13 protein-coding genes are annotated in these 18,065 nt (G+C 54.2%); 3 read left to right on the top strand and 10 right to left on the bottom strand.

Annotation, left to right across the window (positions count from 1 at the left end; genetic code table 11):
* Positions 1–148: 148 nt before the first annotated feature.
* Genes glpC through glpA form a run of 3 tightly spaced genes read right to left on the bottom strand, consistent with a single transcriptional unit; the run spans position 149 to position 4,213 of the window.
* Positions 149–1,339: an anaerobic glycerol-3-phosphate dehydrogenase subunit GlpC gene (gene glpC / locus OGV65_RS22035; protein WP_016153805.1), complete on the bottom strand. Its 1,191-nt coding sequence runs from the start codon at positions 1,337–1,339 to the stop codon at positions 149–151.
* Positions 1,336–2,595, bottom strand: a complete 1,260-nt coding sequence (glpB, locus tag OGV65_RS22030; RefSeq protein WP_046275944.1) for a glycerol-3-phosphate dehydrogenase subunit GlpB — start codon at positions 2,593–2,595, stop codon at positions 1,336–1,338. The genes glpC and glpB overlap by 4 nt, the downstream gene beginning before the upstream one ends.
* The gene (gene glpA, locus OGV65_RS22025) at positions 2,585–4,213 is read right to left on the bottom strand and encodes an anaerobic glycerol-3-phosphate dehydrogenase subunit A (protein WP_016157025.1); all 1,629 of its coding nucleotides are present in this window, start codon (positions 4,211–4,213) and stop codon (positions 2,585–2,587) included. Before glpA ends, glpB begins: the two co-directional genes overlap by 11 nt.
* 270 nt (positions 4,214–4,483) lie before the next feature.
* Between glpA and glpT the strand changes: the two genes are divergently transcribed.
* Both glpT and glpQ read left to right on the top strand, forming a co-directional pair.
* Entirely contained in the window at positions 4,484–5,842 is a 1,359-nt protein-coding gene (glpT, locus tag OGV65_RS22020) for a glycerol-3-phosphate transporter (RefSeq protein ID WP_016153802.1), read from the top strand.
* 3 nt (positions 5,843–5,845) lie between these two features.
* Entirely contained in the window at positions 5,846–6,913 is a 1,068-nt protein-coding gene (gene glpQ, locus OGV65_RS22015; RefSeq protein WP_286455418.1) for a glycerophosphodiester phosphodiesterase, read from the top strand.
* Between the two features lie 172 nt (positions 6,914–7,085).
* On the opposite strand, the gene yfaE is transcribed toward glpQ, so the two are convergent.
* The 4 genes from yfaE to ubiG form a co-directional block, all read right to left on the bottom strand.
* Positions 7,086–7,340, bottom strand: coding sequence for a ferredoxin-like diferric-tyrosyl radical cofactor maintenance protein YfaE (gene yfaE, locus OGV65_RS22010; RefSeq protein WP_016153800.1), 255 nt, complete (start codon positions 7,338–7,340; stop codon positions 7,086–7,088).
* Positions 7,340–8,470 (bottom strand): class Ia ribonucleoside-diphosphate reductase subunit beta, encoded by a 1,131-nt coding sequence (nrdB, locus tag OGV65_RS22005; RefSeq protein ID WP_016153799.1) that lies wholly within the window; start codon positions 8,468–8,470, stop codon positions 7,340–7,342. The genes yfaE and nrdB overlap by 1 nt, the downstream gene beginning before the upstream one ends.
* 112 nt (positions 8,471–8,582) lie before the next feature.
* Positions 8,583–10,868 (bottom strand): class 1a ribonucleoside-diphosphate reductase subunit alpha, encoded by a 2,286-nt coding sequence (gene nrdA, locus OGV65_RS22000; protein WP_016153798.1) that lies wholly within the window; start codon positions 10,866–10,868, stop codon positions 8,583–8,585.
* Positions 10,869–11,311: 443 nt separating this feature from the next.
* A complete protein-coding gene (gene ubiG / locus OGV65_RS21995) occupies positions 11,312–12,040 on the bottom strand; it encodes a bifunctional 2-polyprenyl-6-hydroxyphenol methylase/3-demethylubiquinol 3-O-methyltransferase UbiG (protein WP_016157023.1) in 729 nt (242 codons plus the stop codon).
* A gap of 158 nt (positions 12,041–12,198) precedes the next feature.
* On the opposite strand from ubiG, the gene gyrA reads away from it, so the two are divergent.
* Positions 12,199–14,835 carry a DNA topoisomerase (ATP-hydrolyzing) subunit A gene (gyrA, locus tag OGV65_RS21990; protein WP_046275481.1) on the top strand — a complete coding sequence of 879 codons (2,637 nt, stop codon included), beginning with the start codon at positions 12,199–12,201 and terminating at the stop codon, positions 14,833–14,835.
* Between the two features lie 43 nt (positions 14,836–14,878).
* On the opposite strand, the gene OGV65_RS21985 is transcribed toward gyrA, so the two are convergent.
* Genes OGV65_RS21985 through OGV65_RS21975 form a run of 3 tightly spaced genes read right to left on the bottom strand, consistent with a single transcriptional unit; the run spans position 14,879 to position 18,063 of the window.
* Positions 14,879–16,063: an acetyl-CoA C-acetyltransferase gene (locus tag OGV65_RS21985; RefSeq protein ID WP_286455417.1), complete on the bottom strand. Its 1,185-nt coding sequence runs from the start codon at positions 16,061–16,063 to the stop codon at positions 14,879–14,881.
* A gap of 30 nt (positions 16,064–16,093) precedes the next feature.
* Positions 16,094–17,416, bottom strand: a complete 1,323-nt coding sequence (locus OGV65_RS21980) for a TIGR00366 family protein (protein ID WP_016153794.1) — start codon at positions 17,414–17,416, stop codon at positions 16,094–16,096.
* On the bottom strand, positions 17,413–18,063 hold the full coding sequence (locus OGV65_RS21975) for a 3-oxoacid CoA-transferase subunit B (RefSeq protein WP_016157021.1): 651 nt from the start codon (positions 18,061–18,063) through the stop codon (positions 17,413–17,415). The genes OGV65_RS21980 and OGV65_RS21975 overlap by 4 nt, the downstream gene beginning before the upstream one ends.
* Between the last annotated feature and the right edge of the window lie 2 nt (positions 18,064–18,065).

Here is an 18,065-nt window from a genome sequence, read left to right as displayed (position 1 = left end):
GGTACCCACGGATGACGCGGGCTGCATTTGAGGAATTGATTTTTTGCGTGGAGGAGTCAGAGATAAATACGTCCGGTTGCAACGTATTCAGTTATGTACAACGGCATTCGCAAAAATGCCCGGTAGCCAACGCCACCGGGCAACAGAATTAACCTAACGCTTTGGCAAGCAGGGTGATGGGGTGTTCGCAGCGTTTGCTTGTCGACATCTCAATCTGCCATTTACAGGTTTCGCAGTCGGTGACGACGATATCAGCGCCGCTGTCTTCAATCTGGCGGAACAGCGGTGCGCCAATGGACTGCGATGTCGGGTAGTTTTCCTTTTTAAAGCCGTATGTCCCGGCAATCCCGCAACATTGCGAGTCCAGCACCGTTAGCTCCAGCCCTGGAATTTGTCGTAGCAGTTCCAGCGTGTAGAGCGTCCAGCCCATTTTCTCCATGTGGCATGGCGTGTGGTAGACCACTTTCAGCGGCAGCGTTTTCAGCGGCAGCGTTTTGCCTTCATCCAGCTTGCGCCACAGCCAGCGGGTTGCCAGTTCAATGTGTTCGCGTAGACCTGAGTTGTCGACGTCCAGCACTTCCGGATATTCATCACGCAGCGCAAAGGTGCAGGTTGATGAGGTGGCGATCACCGGAATGCCTTTACCGTCAATTGCTTCTCTGAGCGAGGCCACGTTGCTCACCGCCTGCTTACGCGCTTTATCGGTAAAGCCGTTGGCAATCAGCGGTACGCCGCAGCATTTTTCTTTGCTCAGCAGTTGCACCCCGGTTCCCATCGCATTCAACACTTTGATCAGGTCTTTGCCGAGCTGCGGATGGTTGTAATTCACAAAACAGCCGTGGAAAAAGGCAACCTGATCCTGATATTGCGCTTGCTGTGCGGCAACGCTGCGATACCAGCGGCGGAAGGTGCCGAAAGAGTACTTCGGCAGCGTACGGCGATGATCGATTTTTAGCGCGTAATCCAGCAACTGACGCACCGGTTTGAGTGAGGTGGCGGTATTCACTATCGGGGCGAATGGTGTGGATACGCTACCCATCAAATCAGTATGGCTTAAGACAAAGTTACGCAGCGACGGACGCGTAGTGTCGTATTTGGCGCGCGCGCGTTGGATGATATCGCCAATCTTCACATCTGACGGACAGGCTACTTCGCAACGCTTACAGTTGATGCAGTATTTCAGCGCATCGTCATATAACGCGCCATCTTTCAGGCGCAGACGCTCACCGTCCGGTCCGGCCTGTTTAGGACCAGGGTAGTTCGGATTGACGCGACTTACCGGGCAGGCCGTGGTGCACACCGTGCATTTGATACAACTTTCAAAACGTGTGTCGCTCATTGCTGGCCTCCTGCACGTTTCGCAATATGATGTGCGGCGTGTAAGGCGCTAACAGCGCACACGCCGCCTCCGCAACCCTGGGCGATAGGGTCGAATCCGCCGAGAACGGAACCGATGGCATACATGTTCTCTATCGTTTGTCCCGCCAGCGACGGGCGCAGCCCGGCATCGGTCGTAACGCCAAATTGCTGCCACGGTTGTGGGTCGAAGACGTCACGCTCATACCACTCGGCGCGCGTGGCGGTTTGCTGTACATCCAGCCCCAGGATAGGTTCGTAGATGGCCTCACGCGTGGCGACCAGCCCGCTGCTGAAGAAGCTGCCGCTGGCGAGCACGGCGAAACGTGGCCGCAAAGGAATATCGGCATGATTACGGGTCCAGATTTCGCTGACCACGCCGTCCTGACAGGTGATTTTCTTCACTTCATCACCCGGCATCCAGACGCCGCCCTGGCGCACAAACTGGCGCTGCAATTTGTTATGCAAACGCATACCCAGTACCGAAGGCGGTAGGGTCGGTAACAGCGTCAGCGAGCAGGGGAGGCGCTCGTTAAGCCATTGCCAGAGCTGTTCATCCGCCAGACCGAAGCAGGCCGGCATAATTATCATGTCGCAGGTTTTTGCTACTGGCAGTAAAGCGTCATAGAGCAGCGACCATTTATCTTCGTTATCCAGCAGGCGCGCAATATTGACGGCGCGAAACTCGGTCGGGTTATCACGCAGGACATCCAGCTCAGGCAGATCGATTTCTGCCGTCTCGACGCTGAGATTGCGTTGACGCAGCGACGCCGCGGCGAGATGTGCCTGAAAATCCAGTAAACCGCTAATACCTACAACGCAGATACGCTGCGCGGACAGCGGCCAGACCGGAACTTCCGGGGAACTTAACCAGGTTGAGCGCAGCGTTCCCAGCGGGGTGATGCGTTGATGTGACTGATGTACCTTGCCTTGCAAATGCGTTCCGCATTCTTCCAGCAGATTTTGCGCCTGCTGGGCCAGCTCCAGGACGTTGTGCGTTCCGATGGTGCTGTACGGGTGCGCGGGGGCCTGAGTGCGCAGCGCATTCAGGCCTGCTTCTATATCCGTCACCGGTTGGCCATCGGGTAAGTTGCTGAGCAAATCCAGTGAGCCGGAGGAGAAATGCAGGGCGCTTTGGCCGCGAGTGACAATCGTGCAGCGTAAACCGCTTTTTTGCAGTTGCAGGCCGCACAGTAGTCCGGCCAGGCCGCCGCCGATAATGACGGTATCAAATTTCATCCTGGTGCTCCTTTTCCAGACCGCACAATCCCTGATAAACCCAGCGTGTGAATTCGCTTTCGCGCAGCGCATCTCCCCAGGCGATAGGCTGCACGCCTTTCCAGCGTTCATTGAGAAAATCGGAAAGCTGGGTGATAGATTGCGCGGCGGTGGTGACATTAAAACGTTGCAGCAAACCTGCGGCGCGGCAGGCACACAATTCGCCCTGGCAGGTCCCCATTCCAACACGGGTACGGCGACGCAAATCCAGCAGGCTGTTGACGGTCAAATTCTCGACGGCGTACTGCACTTCACCTGCAGTGACCGCTTCGCATTCACAGACCAGGCTGCGGTGCTGACGACCTTCGCTAAGCCACGCAGGGGTGCGATCGCCGTGACGGTAGACCGCTGAGCCGCGCAGTGGCGCGGGCAACGAGATCACGCGTTTGAGCGTATGCTCGGTCGATTCTTGTGAGCCAGGCAGCGCCGTGTCTGCCGTTGTGCAAGGTTGGGTATTGCCCAGCTTACGGCAAACGGCATCGGTGGCCCATTCTGCCATCAGGCGGTAGGTCATCAATTTGCCGCCGGTAATGGTGATAAACCCGTCCAGTCCGTCACGCTGGGCGTGATCGAACAGTACAATCCCACGACTGACGTTACGGCCACTTGGATCGTCGTCGCTGGCTACCAGAGGACGCACGCCGGAGTAGGCGCGTAAAATGCGCGTTTTCGCCATAATCGGCGCCAGTTTCTCGCCTTCACGCAGCAGTATATCGACCTCTTCTGCGGTGACGCGGTTGCTGTCGATATCATCGTAATCGATGTGCTGTGAGGTGGTGCCAATCAGCGAAATGGTATCACCGGGCACCAGGATATCGGCGTCAGACGGCTTACGACAGCGGTTGATGACATGTTGGTTAATGCGGTGATCCATAATCAGCAGCGAACCTTTGGCCGGGAACATACGGATGCTCAGATCGGCATATTCCGCAATGCGCTGGCCCCAGATCCCGGCGGCGTTGACGACTACCGGTGCATGCAGGGACTGCATCTCACCTGTCAGATGATTGCGTACGTTCACGCCGCAAACCGTTGCCCCTTCACGAATCAGTCCCGTCACTTCATGCGCCGTTAAGATTACTGCGCCATGCTCACGCGCATCCAGCATGTTGGCGGCGGTTAAGCGGAAAGGATCAACCGTGCCGTCCGGCACTTTTACCGCGCCAATCAGCTGTGGGTTGACGGAAGGTTCGATAATGCGCGCCTGCTTAGGGTCAATTGCTTCTGCGCGAATACCGGCCTCTTCACAGGCGCGAATAAAGGTTGCCTGGAAGGAGAGTTCATCTTCCGGCAGGGTAATAAACAGACCGTCCGTCGGCTCAACGCAATGACGGGCGATACGTTTGAGAATTTGGTTTTCGCTGATGCACTCCCGGGCAGATTCAGCGTCGGTGACGGCGTAACGTGCACCGCTGTGCAGCAGACCGTGGTTACGTCCGGTCGCCCCTGTGGCGATATCGTGGCGTTCCACTAAGATGACGCGCAACCCGCGCAGCGCACAATCGCGTGCGATCCCTGCACCTGTTGCTCCTCCACCAATGATAATCACGTCACTTGTTTGCGAGTCGCGAATTTTCATTGTTTTTCCTCACAGTTCGTTTTTTATCATTTAGCCACATAAAAAACATGGATTGTTTGATTTCGCGCATAATCGCTCATTATTCGAAAATGAAACGTGATTTCGTGCGCCTTTATGAACATTTGTCATAAATCTGTAACAATATGTGCAGCGTTTCACATTTTTGTTATGTATCTTTCCTTAACATCGCGGCCACACTGGGAGCGGTAGGGTAGTAATGACGAACTGCAGTGTTTACTTCGAATGAAAGACGGCCACGGAGGCTACACTATGTTGAGCATTTTTAAACCAGCGTCACACACGGCGCGTTTGCCTGCAGCGGAGATCGACCCGACATATCGTCGATTACGTTGGCAGATCTTTCTGGGGATTTTCTTTGGCTATGCCGCGTACTATCTGGTACGTAAGAACTTTGCCCTTGCGATGCCGTACCTGGTTGAGCAAGGTTTCTCGCGTGGCGATCTGGGTTTTGCGTTATCCGGTATCTCCATTGCTTACGGATTTTCGAAATTCATCATGGGGTCCGTTTCGGATCGCTCGAATCCGCGCGTTTTCCTGCCAGCGGGTCTGATTCTGGCCGCCGCAGTCATGTTGTTCATGGGCTTTGTGCCGTGGGCGACTTCGAGTATTGCGGTTATGTTTGTGCTGCTGTTCCTCTGCGGATGGTTCCAGGGAATGGGTTGGCCGCCGTGTGGTCGTACCATGGTGCACTGGTGGTCGCAGAAAGAGCGTGGGGGCATTGTTTCCGTCTGGAACTGTGCGCACAACGTGGGCGGTGGTCTGCCTCCTCTGTTGTTCCTGCTGGGTATGGCCTGGTTCAATGACTGGAAAGCGGCGCTGTACATGCCTGCTTTCGGTGCGATCGTCGTCGCGCTGTTTGCTTTTGCTTTGATGCGTGATACGCCGCAGTCTTGTGGCCTGCCGCCTATCGAAGAGTACAAGAACGACTATCCGGACGATTACAACGAGAAAGCGGAAGAAGAGCTGACTGCGAAGCAGATCTTCATGCAATACGTACTGCCGAACAAACTGTTGTGGTACATCGCTATCGCCAACGTGTTTGTTTATCTGCTGCGCTACGGCATCCTGGACTGGTCCCCGACCTATCTGAAAGAAGTGAAACATTTCGCGCTGGATAAATCATCCTGGGCCTACTTCCTGTATGAGTATGCGGGTATTCCGGGCACGCTGCTGTGCGGCTGGATGTCGGATAAAGTCTTCCGTGGCAACCGTGGTGCGACCGGCGTGTTCTTTATGACGCTGGTGACTATCGCGACTATCGTCTACTGGATGAACCCGGCAGGCAACCCGAACGTGGATATGGCTTGTATGATTATCATCGGCTTCCTGATCTACGGTCCGGTAATGTTGATTGGTCTGCATGCGCTGGAACTGGCACCGAAAAAAGCGGCGGGTACGGCGGCTGGCTTTACCGGTCTGTTCGGTTATCTCGGCGGTTCCGTAGCGGCGAGCGCCATTGTTGGCTATACCGTTGACTTCTTCGGTTGGGACGGCGGCTTTATGGTGATGATTGGCGGTAGCGTGCTGGCGGTTATTCTGCTGGTGGTCGTCATGATTGGCGAAAAACGCCATCACGAAGAGATCGCACTGAAGCGTAACGGGGGCTAATAGATGAAAACCACATTGAAAAGTCTCAGCGTGGCGCTAATGCTGACAGGTATTGTGGTGAGCAGCGCGGCGGTTGCCGCAGAAAAAATCGTGATTGCGCACCGTGGCGCCAGCGGTTATCTACCGGAGCATACGCTGCCAGCAAAAGCGATGGCTTATGCTCAGGGGGCTGATTACCTGGAACAGGATTTGGTGATGACCAAGGACGACCATCTGGTTGTCCTGCATGACCACTACCTTGACCGCGTCACCGATGTTGCCGAGCGTTTCCCGGATCGTGCGCGAAAAGATGGGCGCTACTACGCTATCGACTTTACGCTGGATGAGATTAAATCGCTGAAATTTACCGAAGGCTTTGATATCGAAAATGGCAAAAAGGTCCAGACCTGGGCGGGGCGTTTCCCGATGGGTAAATCTGATTTCCGTGTGCACACTTTCGAAGAAGAGATTGAGTTTGTTCAGGGATTAAATCATTCAACCGGTAAAAACATTGGCATTTACCCAGAAATGAAAGCGCCGTGGTTCCATCATCAGGAAGGGAAGGACATTGCGGCTAAAACGCTGGAAGTGCTGAAAAAGTACGGGTACACCGACAAGAATGACAAGGTTTATCTACAGTGTTTTGATGTCGCAGAGTTAAAGCGCATTAAGAATGAACTGGAACCGAAGATGGGGATGGATCTCAATCTGGTACAGTTGATTGCGTACACTGACTGGAATGAAACTCAGGAGAAAAAGCCGGACGGTAGTTGGGTTAATTACAACTACGACTGGATGTTTAAACCGGGTGCCATGAAGCAGGTTGCGCAGTATGCGGACGGCATAGGGCCGGACTATCACATGCTGATTGATGAGAAGTCGAAGAAAGGCAATATCTCGTTAACGGGTATGGTACAGGACGCGCATCAGAATAAGATGGTGGTGCATCCTTATACCGTTCGTGCCGATCAACTGCCGGATTACACCACTGACGTAAACCAGCTGTATGACATTCTGTATGACAAGGCGGGCGTTGACGGGCTGTTCACCGACTTCCCCGACAAAGCAGTGACATTCCTGAATAAAGAGTAATGGCACAAGGTCTGTGATGCACCTCCGGTCACAGGCCTGGTTGGATCAAACGTTATTAACGGCTAGATAAGGCCGTCTGCCGTCAACGTGGCCATACCTGCCTCCAGGAGAAATAAAGAGCTGCCGTCCATCGGCGGCTCTTTTTTAGTCCTAATTTTTATCCCGCCACGCGTTACAGCTCTATTTCAATATCACCTTTGGCCCGACAGCAGCAGGGCAAAATTTCACCTGGCTGAATGAAGGCCAGAGGTTCGGCAATCCAGTCGACCTGTCCCGCTACCAGACGGGTACGGCAGGAGCCGCAATAACCTGCGCGGCACTGGTATTCAACTTCAACATTGTGCGATTCGAGCGCGGCAAGCAGGGAAGGGTGTTCATCCTGGCACAGCAGTTGTGTGCCAGAGATGCGCAGAGTAACGCGGCCCATCAGAGCTGGAAGTTACTCAGGTCGTCGGTATCGACTTCCGAATCGATCTGGCCGACCAGGTAAGAGCTGACTTCCACTTCCTGCGGCGCAACCTGCACGTTATCAGACACCAGCCAGGTGTTGATCCACGGGATTGGGTTAGAGCGGGTCTGGAACGGCAAGTCGAGTCCGACAGCCTGCATACGGATGTTGGTGATGTACTCAACGTACTGGCACAGAATGTCTTTGTTCAGGCCAATCATTGAGCCGTCACGGAACAGATAATCCGCCCACTCTTTTTCCTGCAGCGCGGCCTGTACGAACAGGTCGTAGCATTCTTGTTTACACTCTTCGGCGATTTCCGCCATTTCCGGATCGTCCACGCCGCTGCGCAGTAGATTCAGCATATGCTGGGTCCCGGTCAAATGCAGGGCTTCATCACGGGCGATCAGGCGAATAATTTTCGCGTTGCCTTCCATCAGTTCGCGTTCGGCGAAGGCGAAGGAGCAGGCGAAGCTGACGTAGAAGCGGATCGCTTCCAGCGCGTTCACGCTCATCAGGCACAGATACAGCTTCTTCTTCAGTTCACGCAGGCTTACGACAACCGTTTTACCGTTAACGGTATGCGTGCCTTCGCCCAGCAAATGCCAGTAGCTGGTCATCTCAATCAATTCGTCGTAATAGCTGGAAATGCCTTCCGCGCGTTTCTGGATCTGCTCGTTGGTGACGATGTCATCAAACACCACCGCCGGATCGTTCACGATGTTACGAATGATGTGGGTGTAGGAACGGGAGTGGATCGTTTCTGAAAACGCCCATGTTTCCACCCAGGTTTCCAGCTCAGGGATCGAGATTAACGGCAGCAGCGCCACGTTCGGGCTACGTCCCTGAATGGAGTCCAGCAGCGTTTGATACTTCAGGTTGCTGATGAAGATATGCTTTTCATGTTCCGGCAGCGCCTGGAAGTCGATGCGATCGCGAGAAACATCAACTTCTTCCGGACGCCAGAAGAAAGAGAGCTGCTTTTCGATCAGTTTTTCGAAGATGTCATATTTTTGCTGATCGTAGCGGGCGACGTTCACCGGCTGGCCGAAGAACATCGGTTCCAGAAGTTGGTTATTTTTCGTCTGTGAAAAAGTGGTGTATGCCATTGATGTGAATCCTTTGTGGGATGAGTGCCGGATGGCGTTACAAGCACCCTTTCCGGCCTACAAACCAAGCTACTGTAGGCCGGGTGAGCCTGGTGCCACCCGGCATCGTTCATCAGATCTTACATGCGCCGCTTTCGCAGCCATCGTCCTGAATGGACGGCACCAGATCGTCCTGAGAATCTTCCGCACCGTCACGGGTGTTTTGATAATACAGCGTTTTGACACCAAATTTGTAGGCGGTGAGCAGGTCTTTCAGCAACTGCTGCATCGGTACTTTTCCGGATGGGAAGCGCGACGGATCATAGTTGGTGTTGGCGGAAATCGACTGATCGATAAATTTCTGCATGATACCTACCAGTTGCAGATAGCCATCGTTGTTCGGCATTTCCCACAGCAGTTCGTACGCGTCGTGCAGGTGTTCGTAGTCCGGCACGACCTGGCGCAGAATACCGTCTTTCGACGCTTTGATGCTCACATAGCCGCGCGGTGGTTCAATACCGTTGGTGGCGTTAGAGATCTGCGAAGAGGTCTCCGAGGGCATCAGGGCTGACAGCGTGGAGTTACGCAGACCGTGCGTTTTGATGGATTCACGCAGTTGTTCCCAATCCAGATGCAGCGGCTCGTTGACAATAGCATCGAGATCTTTTTTATAGGTATCGATCGGCAGAATACCTTTGGAGTAAGTCGTTTCGTTAAACCACGGGCACGCGCCTTGCTCTTTCGCCAGCTCGTTAGAGGCTTTCATCAGGTAATACTGAATGGCTTCAAAGGTTTTGTGAGTCAGGTTGTTCGCGCTGCCGTCAGAATAACGCTTACCGTTTTTCGCCAGCCAGTAGGCGTAGTTGATCACGCCAATACCCAGCGTACGGCGACCCATCGCGCCGCGTTTGGCGGCAGGAATTGGATAATCCTGATAATCGAGCAGCGCATCCAGCGCGCGCACCGCCAATTCGGCCAGCTCTTCCAGCTCGTCCAGGCTGTTGATAGCACCGAGGTTAAATGCGGACAGCGTACACAGCGCAATTTCGCCGTTTTCGTCGTTAACGTCGGTCAGCGGTTTGGTCGGCAGGGCGATTTCCAGGCACAGGTTAGACTGGCGCACCGGAGCGACAATTGGATCAAACGGGCTATGGGTGTTGCAGTGGTCAACGTTCTGAATATAGATACGCCCGGTAGAGGCACGTTCCTGCATCATCAGAGAGAACAGTTCAACGGCTTTCACGCGTTGCTTGCGGATACTGTCGTCGTTTTCATATTTGGTGTACAGACGTTCGAATTCGTCCTGGTCAGCGAAGAACGCATCATACAGGCCCGGGACGTCGGACGGGCTGAACAGCGTGATGTCGCCGCCCTTCAGCAGACGGGTGTACATCAGTTTGTTGATCTGTACGCCGTAGTCCATGTGACGCACGCGGTTGCCTTCGACGCCACGGTTGTTTTTCAGGACCAGCAGGCTTTCAACTTCCAGGTGCCACATTGGGTAGAACAGCGTTGCAGCACCGCCGCGTACGCCGCCCTGGGAGCAGGATTTTACCGCGGTCTGGAAGTGCTTGTAGAACGGAATACAACCGGTGTGGAACGCTTCTCCGCCGCGGATCGGGCTACCCAGCGCACGGATGCGACCGGCGTTGATACCGATGCCGGCGCGCTGGGAAACGTATTTCACAATCGCGCTGGAGGTGGCGTTGATGGAGTCCAGGCTGTCGCCGCACTCGATCAGTACGCAGGAGCTGAACTGACGGGTAGGGGTGCGCACGCCGGACATAATCGGCGTCGGCAGCGAAATTTTAAACGTAGAAACGGCGTCGTAGAAACGTTTTACGTATTGCAGACGCGTTTCACGCGGATAGTTAGAGAACAGGCAGGCCGCTACCAGAATGTAGAGGAACTGCGCGCTTTCATAAATCTCACCGGTAACACGGTTTTGTACCAGGTATTTACCTTCTAACTGCTTCACCGCAGCGTAGGAGAAGGTCATATCACGGTCGTGTACGATGAACGAGTCCATCTGCTTGAACTCTTCTTCCGTGTAGTCTTCCAGCAGATGATTGTCGTATTTGCCCATTTCAACCATTTTCACGACATGGTCGAACAGTTTCGGCGGTTCAAACTCGCCGTAGGCTTTTTTGCGCAGATGGAAAATCGCCAGGCGAGCAGCCAGGTACTGATAATCCGGTGCCTCGCGGGAGATCAGGTCGGCGGCAGCTTTGATGATTGTTTCATGGATATCGGATGTCTTGATACCGTCATAAAACTGAATGTGGGAGCGCAACTCGACCTGAGAAATCGATACGTTATTCAGTCCTTCTGCCGCCCAATCCAGAACTCGGTGGATTTTGTCGAGATTGATGCGCTCTGTACTACCATCACGCTTTGTCACCAGCAGACTCTGATTCATGTGGTTTTTTACCTGTCCGTGAAAGAAAAAATATCCCCCATATTATCCACAAAGTCATGTTGTGACTAAGTCTGTGGATAAATACTATATGTAGGGGTTGTTTGATAAAGTAGACGCTATATGGTGAGTATTCTAGTAGGGATTCTTTTCAGTACAAGAGTTGATTTTGAGGTTAAATTGAGGTTGCAAAAGGGTAATAATCGCTAAGTGCGCGTCTTATAAGGCCTGGCGAGGATGTCAATAATTGAGAAAAAAAATAGAAAATTTGATCGAGTGCTGATTTCTTCATCTAAGGCAAGGTAAGTTCTTATGACCTGGCGCAAAAATTGCCCTGACGATCCTACTCAGGATTGGTAGGCGATGCGCAGGCCCGAAAGCTGCGCACTATCAGGCACTGTGCCGGATTGCGGCGTTGCACGCCTTATCCGGCCGGGTGGAGGGGGTTAATCTGCTTGCGCGGTAGTGTGTAGCATATAGTTCACATCAACGCCGGGGCCGAGTTTAAAACTGTTGGTGATCGGGTTGTAGTGCAGGCCGGTCATATGACGCTCTTTCAGTACGGTCTGGTCAACCCACTCTAACAGTTCAGCCGGCTTAATGAATTTTTTCACATCATGCGTGCCTTTCGGCACCATACGCAAAATATATTCCGCGCCGACCACCGCCATTAGCCAGGATTTGCCGTTGCGATTAAGCGTGGAGAAAAACACTTCGCCGCCCGGTTTGACCAGTCTGGCGCATGCCCTGACCACCGACTGCGGGTCCGGTACGTGCTCCAGCATTTCCATGCAGGTCACAACGTCATACTGATGCGCATGTTTTTCCGCATGTTCTTCAACCGTTTCTTGAACGTATTCCACCTGGATACCACTCTCCAGCGCATGCAGTTTTGCTACCTGTAACGGTTCAAAGCCCATGTCCAGACCGGTGACGGTTGCGCCTTCGCGCGCCATGCTTTCTGCCAGAATGCCGCCGCCGCAGCCGACGTCGAGTACCTTTTTACCAAACAGGCCGCCTGAGCGCTCCGTGATATAGCCCAGGCGCAGCGGGTTAATACGGTGCAGTGGCTTAAATTCACCCTCAAGATCCCACCAGCGTGACGCGACTGCTTCAAACTTGGCAATTTCTTCCTGATCAACGTTGTGAGTTACCGGAGGTTTTTCGGCATTCATTGGGGCTTCTACTCCTAAATTTGCGATGCAAATGAGTATATCAGCCTGACGGGATGAATAAAGCCTCTGTCAGGGGGAATCCATTTACCTGAATCTGCACGGATGTGTTATAATTTGCGACCTTTGAATCCGGGATACAGTAGAGGGATAGCGGTTAGATGAGCGACCTTGCGAGAGAAATTACACCGGTCAACATTGAGGAAGAGCTGAAGAGCTCCTATCTGGATTATGCGATGTCGGTCATTGTTGGCCGTGCGCTGCCGGACGTCCGAGATGGCCTGAAGCCGGTTCACCGTCGCGTACTTTACGCCATGAACGTATTGGGCAACGACTGGAATAAAGCCTATAAAAAATCTGCCCGTGTCGTTGGTGACGTAATCGGTAAATACCACCCTCATGGTGATACCGCCGTTTACGACACCATTGTTCGTATGGCGCAGCCATTCTCCTTGCGTTACATGCTGGTAGATGGTCAGGGTAACTTTGGTTCTGTCGATGGCGACTCCGCAGCGGCGATGCGTTATACGGAAATCCGTATGTCGAAAATCGCCCATGAGCTGATGGCTGACCTGGAAAAAGAAACGGTGGATTTCGTCGATAACTACGACGGCACCGAACAAATTCCTGACGTCATGCCAACCAAAATTCCTAACCTGCTGGTGAACGGCTCGTCCGGTATCGCGGTAGGTATGGCGACCAACATTCCGCCGCACAACCTGACGGAAGTGATCAACGGCTGCCTGGCATACATTGACGATGAAGACATCAGCATTGAAGGGCTGATGGAACATATTCCGGGTCCGGACTTCCCGACCGCCGCGATCATCAACGGTCGTCGTGGTATTGAAGAAGCCTACCGTACCGGCCGTGGCAAAGTGTACATCCGCGCGCGCGCGGAAGTCGAAGCGGATGCCAAAACTGGCCGTGAAACCATCATCGTCCATGAAATTCCGTATCAGGTGAACAAAGCGCGCCTGATCGAGAAAATCGCCGAGCTGGTAAAAGACAAACGCGTTGAAGGTATCAGCGCGCTGCGTGACGAGTCTGACAAAGACGGTATGCGCATCGTGATTGAAGTGAAACGCGACGCAGTCGGGGAAGTGGTTCTGAATAACCTCTACTCCCAGACCCAACTGCAGGTTTCTTTCGGTATCAACATGGTTGCGTTGCACCATGGACAGCCGAAAATCATGAACCTGAAAGATATTATTGCTGCGTTTGTACGTCACCGCCGTGAAGTCGTAACCCGCCGTACTATCTTTGAACTGCGTAAAGCCCGCGACCGTGCGCACATCCTTGAAGCACTGGCGATTGCGCTGGCGAACATCGATCCGATCATCGAACTGATCCGCCGTGCGCCGACCCCGGCAGAAGCGAAAGCAGGGCTGGTCGCGCGTTCGTGGGAGCTGGGTAACGTTTCTGCCATGTTGGAACGTGCCGGCGATGATGCCGCGCGTCCTGAATGGCTGGAACCGGAATTTGGCGTGCGTGACGGTCAGTACTACCTGACTGAACAGCAGGCCCAGGCCATTCTGGATCTGCGTTTGCAGAAACTGACCGGCCTTGAGCACGAAAAACTGCTCGACGAATACAAAGAGCTGCTGGAGCAGATCGCTGAACTGCTGCACATTCTGGGCAGCGCCGATCGTCTGATGGAAGTCATCCGTGAAGAGATGGAGCTGATTCGTGAACAGTTCGGCGACGCACGTCGGACCGAAATCACCGCGAACAGCGCTGACATCAACATCGAAGATCTGATTAGCCAGGAAGATGTTGTCGTGACCTTGTCTCATCAGGGCTACGTGAAATATCAGCCGTTAACCGATTACGAAGCGCAGCGTCGTGGCGGTAAAGGCAAATCTGCAGCACGAATTAAAGAAGAAGACTTTATCGACCGCCTGCTGGTGGCCAACACCCATGACACGATCCTCTGCTTCTCCAGCCGCGGTCGTTTGTACTGGATGAAGGTTTATCAGTTGCCGGAAGCAAGCCGTGGTGCGCGTGGACGTCCTATCGTCAACCTGCTGCCACTGGAAGCTAACGAACGTATCACCGCAATTCTGCCAGTACGTGAGTACGAAGAAGGCGTCAACGTCTTCATGGCAACCGCCAGCGGTACCGTGAAGAAAACAGCGCTGACCGAGTTCAGCCGTCCGCGTTCTGCCGGTATCATTGCGGTTAACCTGAACGAAGGCGATGAGCTGATTGGCGTTGACCTGACGTCTGGTAGTGACGAAGTTATGCTGTTCTCTGCTGCCGGTAAAGTGGTGCGCTTCAAAGAGGGGGCTGTTCGTCCGATGGGACGTACCGCGACCGGCGTACGCGGTATCAAACTGGCGGAAAGCGACAGCGTGGTATCGCTGATCGTTCCGCGCGGTGAAGGTGCTATCCTGACCGTTACCCAGAACGGCTACGGTAAGCGTACGGCGGCGGAAGAGTATCCGACCAAGTCTCGTGCGACCCAGGGCGTTATCTCCATCAAAGTCACCGAGCGCAACGGTTCCGTTGTCGGCGCAGTGCAGGTTGAAGATACCGACCAGATCATGATGATCACCGATGCAGGTACGCTGGTGCGTACTCGCGTGTCGGAAATCAGCGTGGTAGGACGTAACACCCAGGGCGTGATCCTCATCCGTACTGCGGAAGATGAAAACGTTGTGGGTCTGCAACGCGTTGCTGAACCGGTTGATGATGAAGAGCTCGACTCCATCGACGGTAGCGCTGCTGAAGGGGACGAGGATATCGCGCCTGAAGCGGAAAGCGATGACGATGCAGCGGACGACGCTGAAGAGTAATTAAGACGTGATAAAAAGGGCCGGAAATATCCGGCCCTTTTTTTTAATTCATTCGCTCCACTATCATCGCAATGCCCTGACCGCCGCCGATGCACAACGTGGCCAGTCCAAGCGTTTGATCCCGTGCCTGTAGCGCATGCAGCAGCGTCACCAGTATTCGTGCGCCGCTGGCGCCGATAGGGTGTCCCAGAGCAATTGCCCCACCGTTGACGTTAACCTTTTGCGGATCAAACCCCAGCGTTTTACCAACGGCAAGAAACTGAGCAGCAAATGCCTCGTTAGCTTCGATCAGATCGATATCAGAAAGCTGTAAGCCGCTCAGTTGCAGTGCCTTCAGCGTGGCGGGAACCGGCCCCATGCCCATCATAGCCGGTGCTACGCCGCCACTGGCCCAGGCTTTGATTCGCGCCAGTGGCTTCAGCCCAGCCTCCAGTGCTGCGGACTCTTCCATTATCACTAATGCCGCTGCACCGTCGTTGATCCCCGAGGCGTTACCTGCGGTGACGGTTCCTGCTTTATCAAAGGCTGGACGCAATGCGGCGAGGCCTTCGGCCGTCGAGTCAGCTTTGGGGAATTCGTCACGCTCAAAGATGATGGTTTTCTTCCGTGATGACACGCTGACGGGCACGATTTCAGCCTCAAATGCGCCAGACTCGATTGCGGCAATGGCTTTACGCTGCGACTGTAGAGCCAGTTCATCCTGCATTTCGCGGCTGATGCCATACTCTTTGGCAACATTTTCTGCAGTGATCCCCATGTGGTAACCATGCTCGGCGCAGATCAGGCCATCGCGCAGAATCACGTCGGATAATTGCCCGTCACCGAGGCGATAGCCCCAGCGGGCTTTTGCGTCTAACAGGTAGGGGGCCAGGCTCATGTTTTCCATCCCACCCGCGACGATCGCCTGGGCTTGTCCGGCCTTGATAGCGAGGGCGGCAAGCGCCACGCTTTTCAGGCCAGAGCCGCACACTTTGTTGACGGTAAAGCCGCAAACGGTGTCGGACAGGCCGCTTTTTAATAATGCCTGACGCGCTGGGTTTTGCCCGAGTCCTGACTGCAGCACGTTGCCCATAATCACCTCGTCCACGCGCTGTGGGTCAAGGTGCGCGCGTTCAAGAGCGGCTCTAATGACGATTGAGCCAAGCTCGACGGCACCCGTAGTTGCCAGTGCGCCGTTAAAACTGCCGATTGCGGTACGTGCCGCACTGACGATGACACAGTTTTTCATTTTTCAGTTCCTTTAATTAAGTTGTTGCCGTCAGAACAAGGTCAATCCAATAACAAAAATGACGCCGGAGAAGAGCAGGGCGGTGATGCAGTAGCCCATAATGTCGCGTACTCCGAGACCGGCGATGGCCAGCGCGGGTAGCGCCCAGAACGGTTGTGCCATGTTCATCCACTGCTCACCGTAGGCAATGGCCATGACTGATTTGCCAAGATCGGCACCCAGCGCCTGAGCGGCAGGCATGACGAACGGTCCCTGAATAACCCAATGGCCACCGCCGGATGGCACGGCAAAGTTAATCAGCGCTGAACTGAAGAAAGTCATCAGTGGGAAGGTATCTTTGTTGGCAACGTTGATGAAAAATTCAGTAATGAGCCCACCGAGGCCGGAGTGCTCCATCATCAACTGAATGCCGGCATAGAAGGGGAATTGCACCAGAATCCCAGCGGTACTCCGTGCGGCAGCACTAACGGCACGCATATAGGCCATCGGCGTTTTGTGCAGCAGCAAACCGGCAATCATAAACATCAGGTTGACGGTGTTGATGGTGATGTTGAAACCTTTCTCGGCAAAGTAGATACCCAGATAGGCAATCCCTAATGCACCGATGATCAGCGCCAGAATGCGGCTCTCTTCCAGTTTTTCAGATGGCGGCGCATCTGGCGGCAGTTTCTTCTGAAAATCAGCTTCTTCCAGTAACAGTTTCGGATCGATGCTCACCACATCTGAAGGTTTTGGCGTCATCATCCGGGTGATAAACGGCATCACCACAATCAGGCCGAGCGTGATGAAAATATTGAAGCCGGTGAACAGGGTATCCGCGACAGGAATGAGGCCCGCTACGTGCTCGACCGGGTTGCCAGGCGTTGCCGCCAGCAAAGGCATTGAGCCGGAGAAGCCGCCGCCCCAGGTCAGGAACCCGATGTAGGCGCAGGCAATCAGTAACGGATAATCGGAACCCGGTACCCGACGAGCAACTTCGCGGGCGAACATCGCCCCGACCACCAGACCAAATCCCCAGTTAATAACGCAGGCAACTGAACCAAAAAAAGTCACCAGCATGACGCCCTGAGCGGGGGTTTTGGCGGCGGATGCCGCCGTACGCAGCAGGCTTTTCACCGGCCCGGAACTGGCTAACGCATGGCCGGTTACGATGATCAGCGCCATCTGCATACCAAACGCCAGCAGGTTCCAGAAACCGTCACCCCAGAATTTCACCATGCTGATGGGGGTCTGCGGCGTTAACCACAGCGCGATGCCAAAGGTCAGCAACGTTAATAACATGGCGAAAATCAGTGGGTCGGGCAGCCAGCGGCTGACTACCCGTGTCATAAAGCGAGCGATGCGGCCAATCATGCGTCACCTCGCAGGATGCGCAGATCGTCGGCAATTTCAAACTGTGCTTCGGTTTTTTCACATAGCGTGGCGATGTCGCATCCTTCGACGATTTCAGTCAGCCACATCTTGCCATCTATAAAGCGGAATACAGCCAGCTCGGTGACCAGCATATGCACAGCATGCTGCGCGGTGAGCGGCATGGTGCATTGACGCAGGATTTTTGCGGAGCCGTCTTTTGCGCAATGCTCCATGGCGATAATGACTTTACGCGCACCGGTCACCAGATCCATTGCGCCCCCCATGCCGGGCACCATCTTGCCGGGAACCACCCAGTTGGCGAGGTTTGCCTGCTCATCGACCTGCAACCCGCCAAGCACACAGGCATCAACATGACCGCCGCGAATCAACGCGAACGACATGGCGCTATCAAACATCGCCGCGCCCGGCAAAATACCGCACGGTTGGCCGCCCGCGTTCACCAGGTCAGGATGGGCGGTGGTGACTGGGCCCAGCCCCAGAAAACCGTTCTCAGATTGCAGCGTAATGTGAATATCAGCAGGTAAGTAGTTGGCTACCATCGTTGGCAGGCCGATACCTAAGTTGACGATATCGCCATCGCGAAGTTCTTGCGCCACCCGGCGCGCAATACGTTGTTTAGCATCCATGA

The organism is Citrobacter sp. Cb004 (assembly GCF_030337065.1).
Classification (GTDB): Bacteria; Pseudomonadota; Gammaproteobacteria; order Enterobacterales; family Enterobacteriaceae; genus Citrobacter; species Citrobacter braakii.
Note: the sequence above shows the minus strand (reverse complement) of the source record. Positions and strands in the feature narration are given on the sequence as shown.

Coding starts and splice junctions, on each gene's coding strand:
- nrdA (WP_016153798.1), bottom strand. CDS start 10,868: ATGAATCAGAGTCTGCTGGTGACAAAGCGTGATGGTAGTACAGAGCGC.
- glpC (WP_016153805.1), bottom strand. CDS start 1,339: ATGAGCGACACACGTTTTGAAAGTTGTATCAAATGCACGGTGTGCACC.
- OGV65_RS21980 (WP_016153794.1), bottom strand. CDS start 17,416: ATGATTGGCCGCATCGCTCGCTTTATGACACGGGTAGTCAGCCGCTGG.
- glpT (WP_016153802.1), top strand. CDS start 4,484: ATGTTGAGCATTTTTAAACCAGCGTCACACACGGCGCGTTTGCCTGCA.
- glpQ (WP_286455418.1), top strand. CDS start 5,846: ATGAAAACCACATTGAAAAGTCTCAGCGTGGCGCTAATGCTGACAGGT.
- OGV65_RS21985 (WP_286455417.1), bottom strand. CDS start 16,063: ATGAAAAACTGTGTCATCGTCAGTGCGGCACGTACCGCAATCGGCAGT.
- glpA (WP_016157025.1), bottom strand. CDS start 4,213: ATGAAAATTCGCGACTCGCAAACAAGTGACGTGATTATCATTGGTGGA.
- yfaE (WP_016153800.1), bottom strand. CDS start 7,340: ATGGGCCGCGTTACTCTGCGCATCTCTGGCACACAACTGCTGTGCCAG.
- gyrA (WP_046275481.1), top strand. CDS start 12,199: ATGAGCGACCTTGCGAGAGAAATTACACCGGTCAACATTGAGGAAGAG.
- OGV65_RS21975 (WP_016157021.1), bottom strand. CDS start 18,063: ATGGATGCTAAACAACGTATTGCGCGCCGGGTGGCGCAAGAACTTCGC.
- nrdB (WP_016153799.1), bottom strand. CDS start 8,470: ATGGCATACACCACTTTTTCACAGACGAAAAATAACCAACTTCTGGAA.
- glpB (WP_046275944.1), bottom strand. CDS start 2,595: ATGAAATTTGATACCGTCATTATCGGCGGCGGCCTGGCCGGACTACTG.
- ubiG (WP_016157023.1), bottom strand. CDS start 12,040: ATGAATGCCGAAAAACCTCCGGTAACTCACAACGTTGATCAGGAAGAA.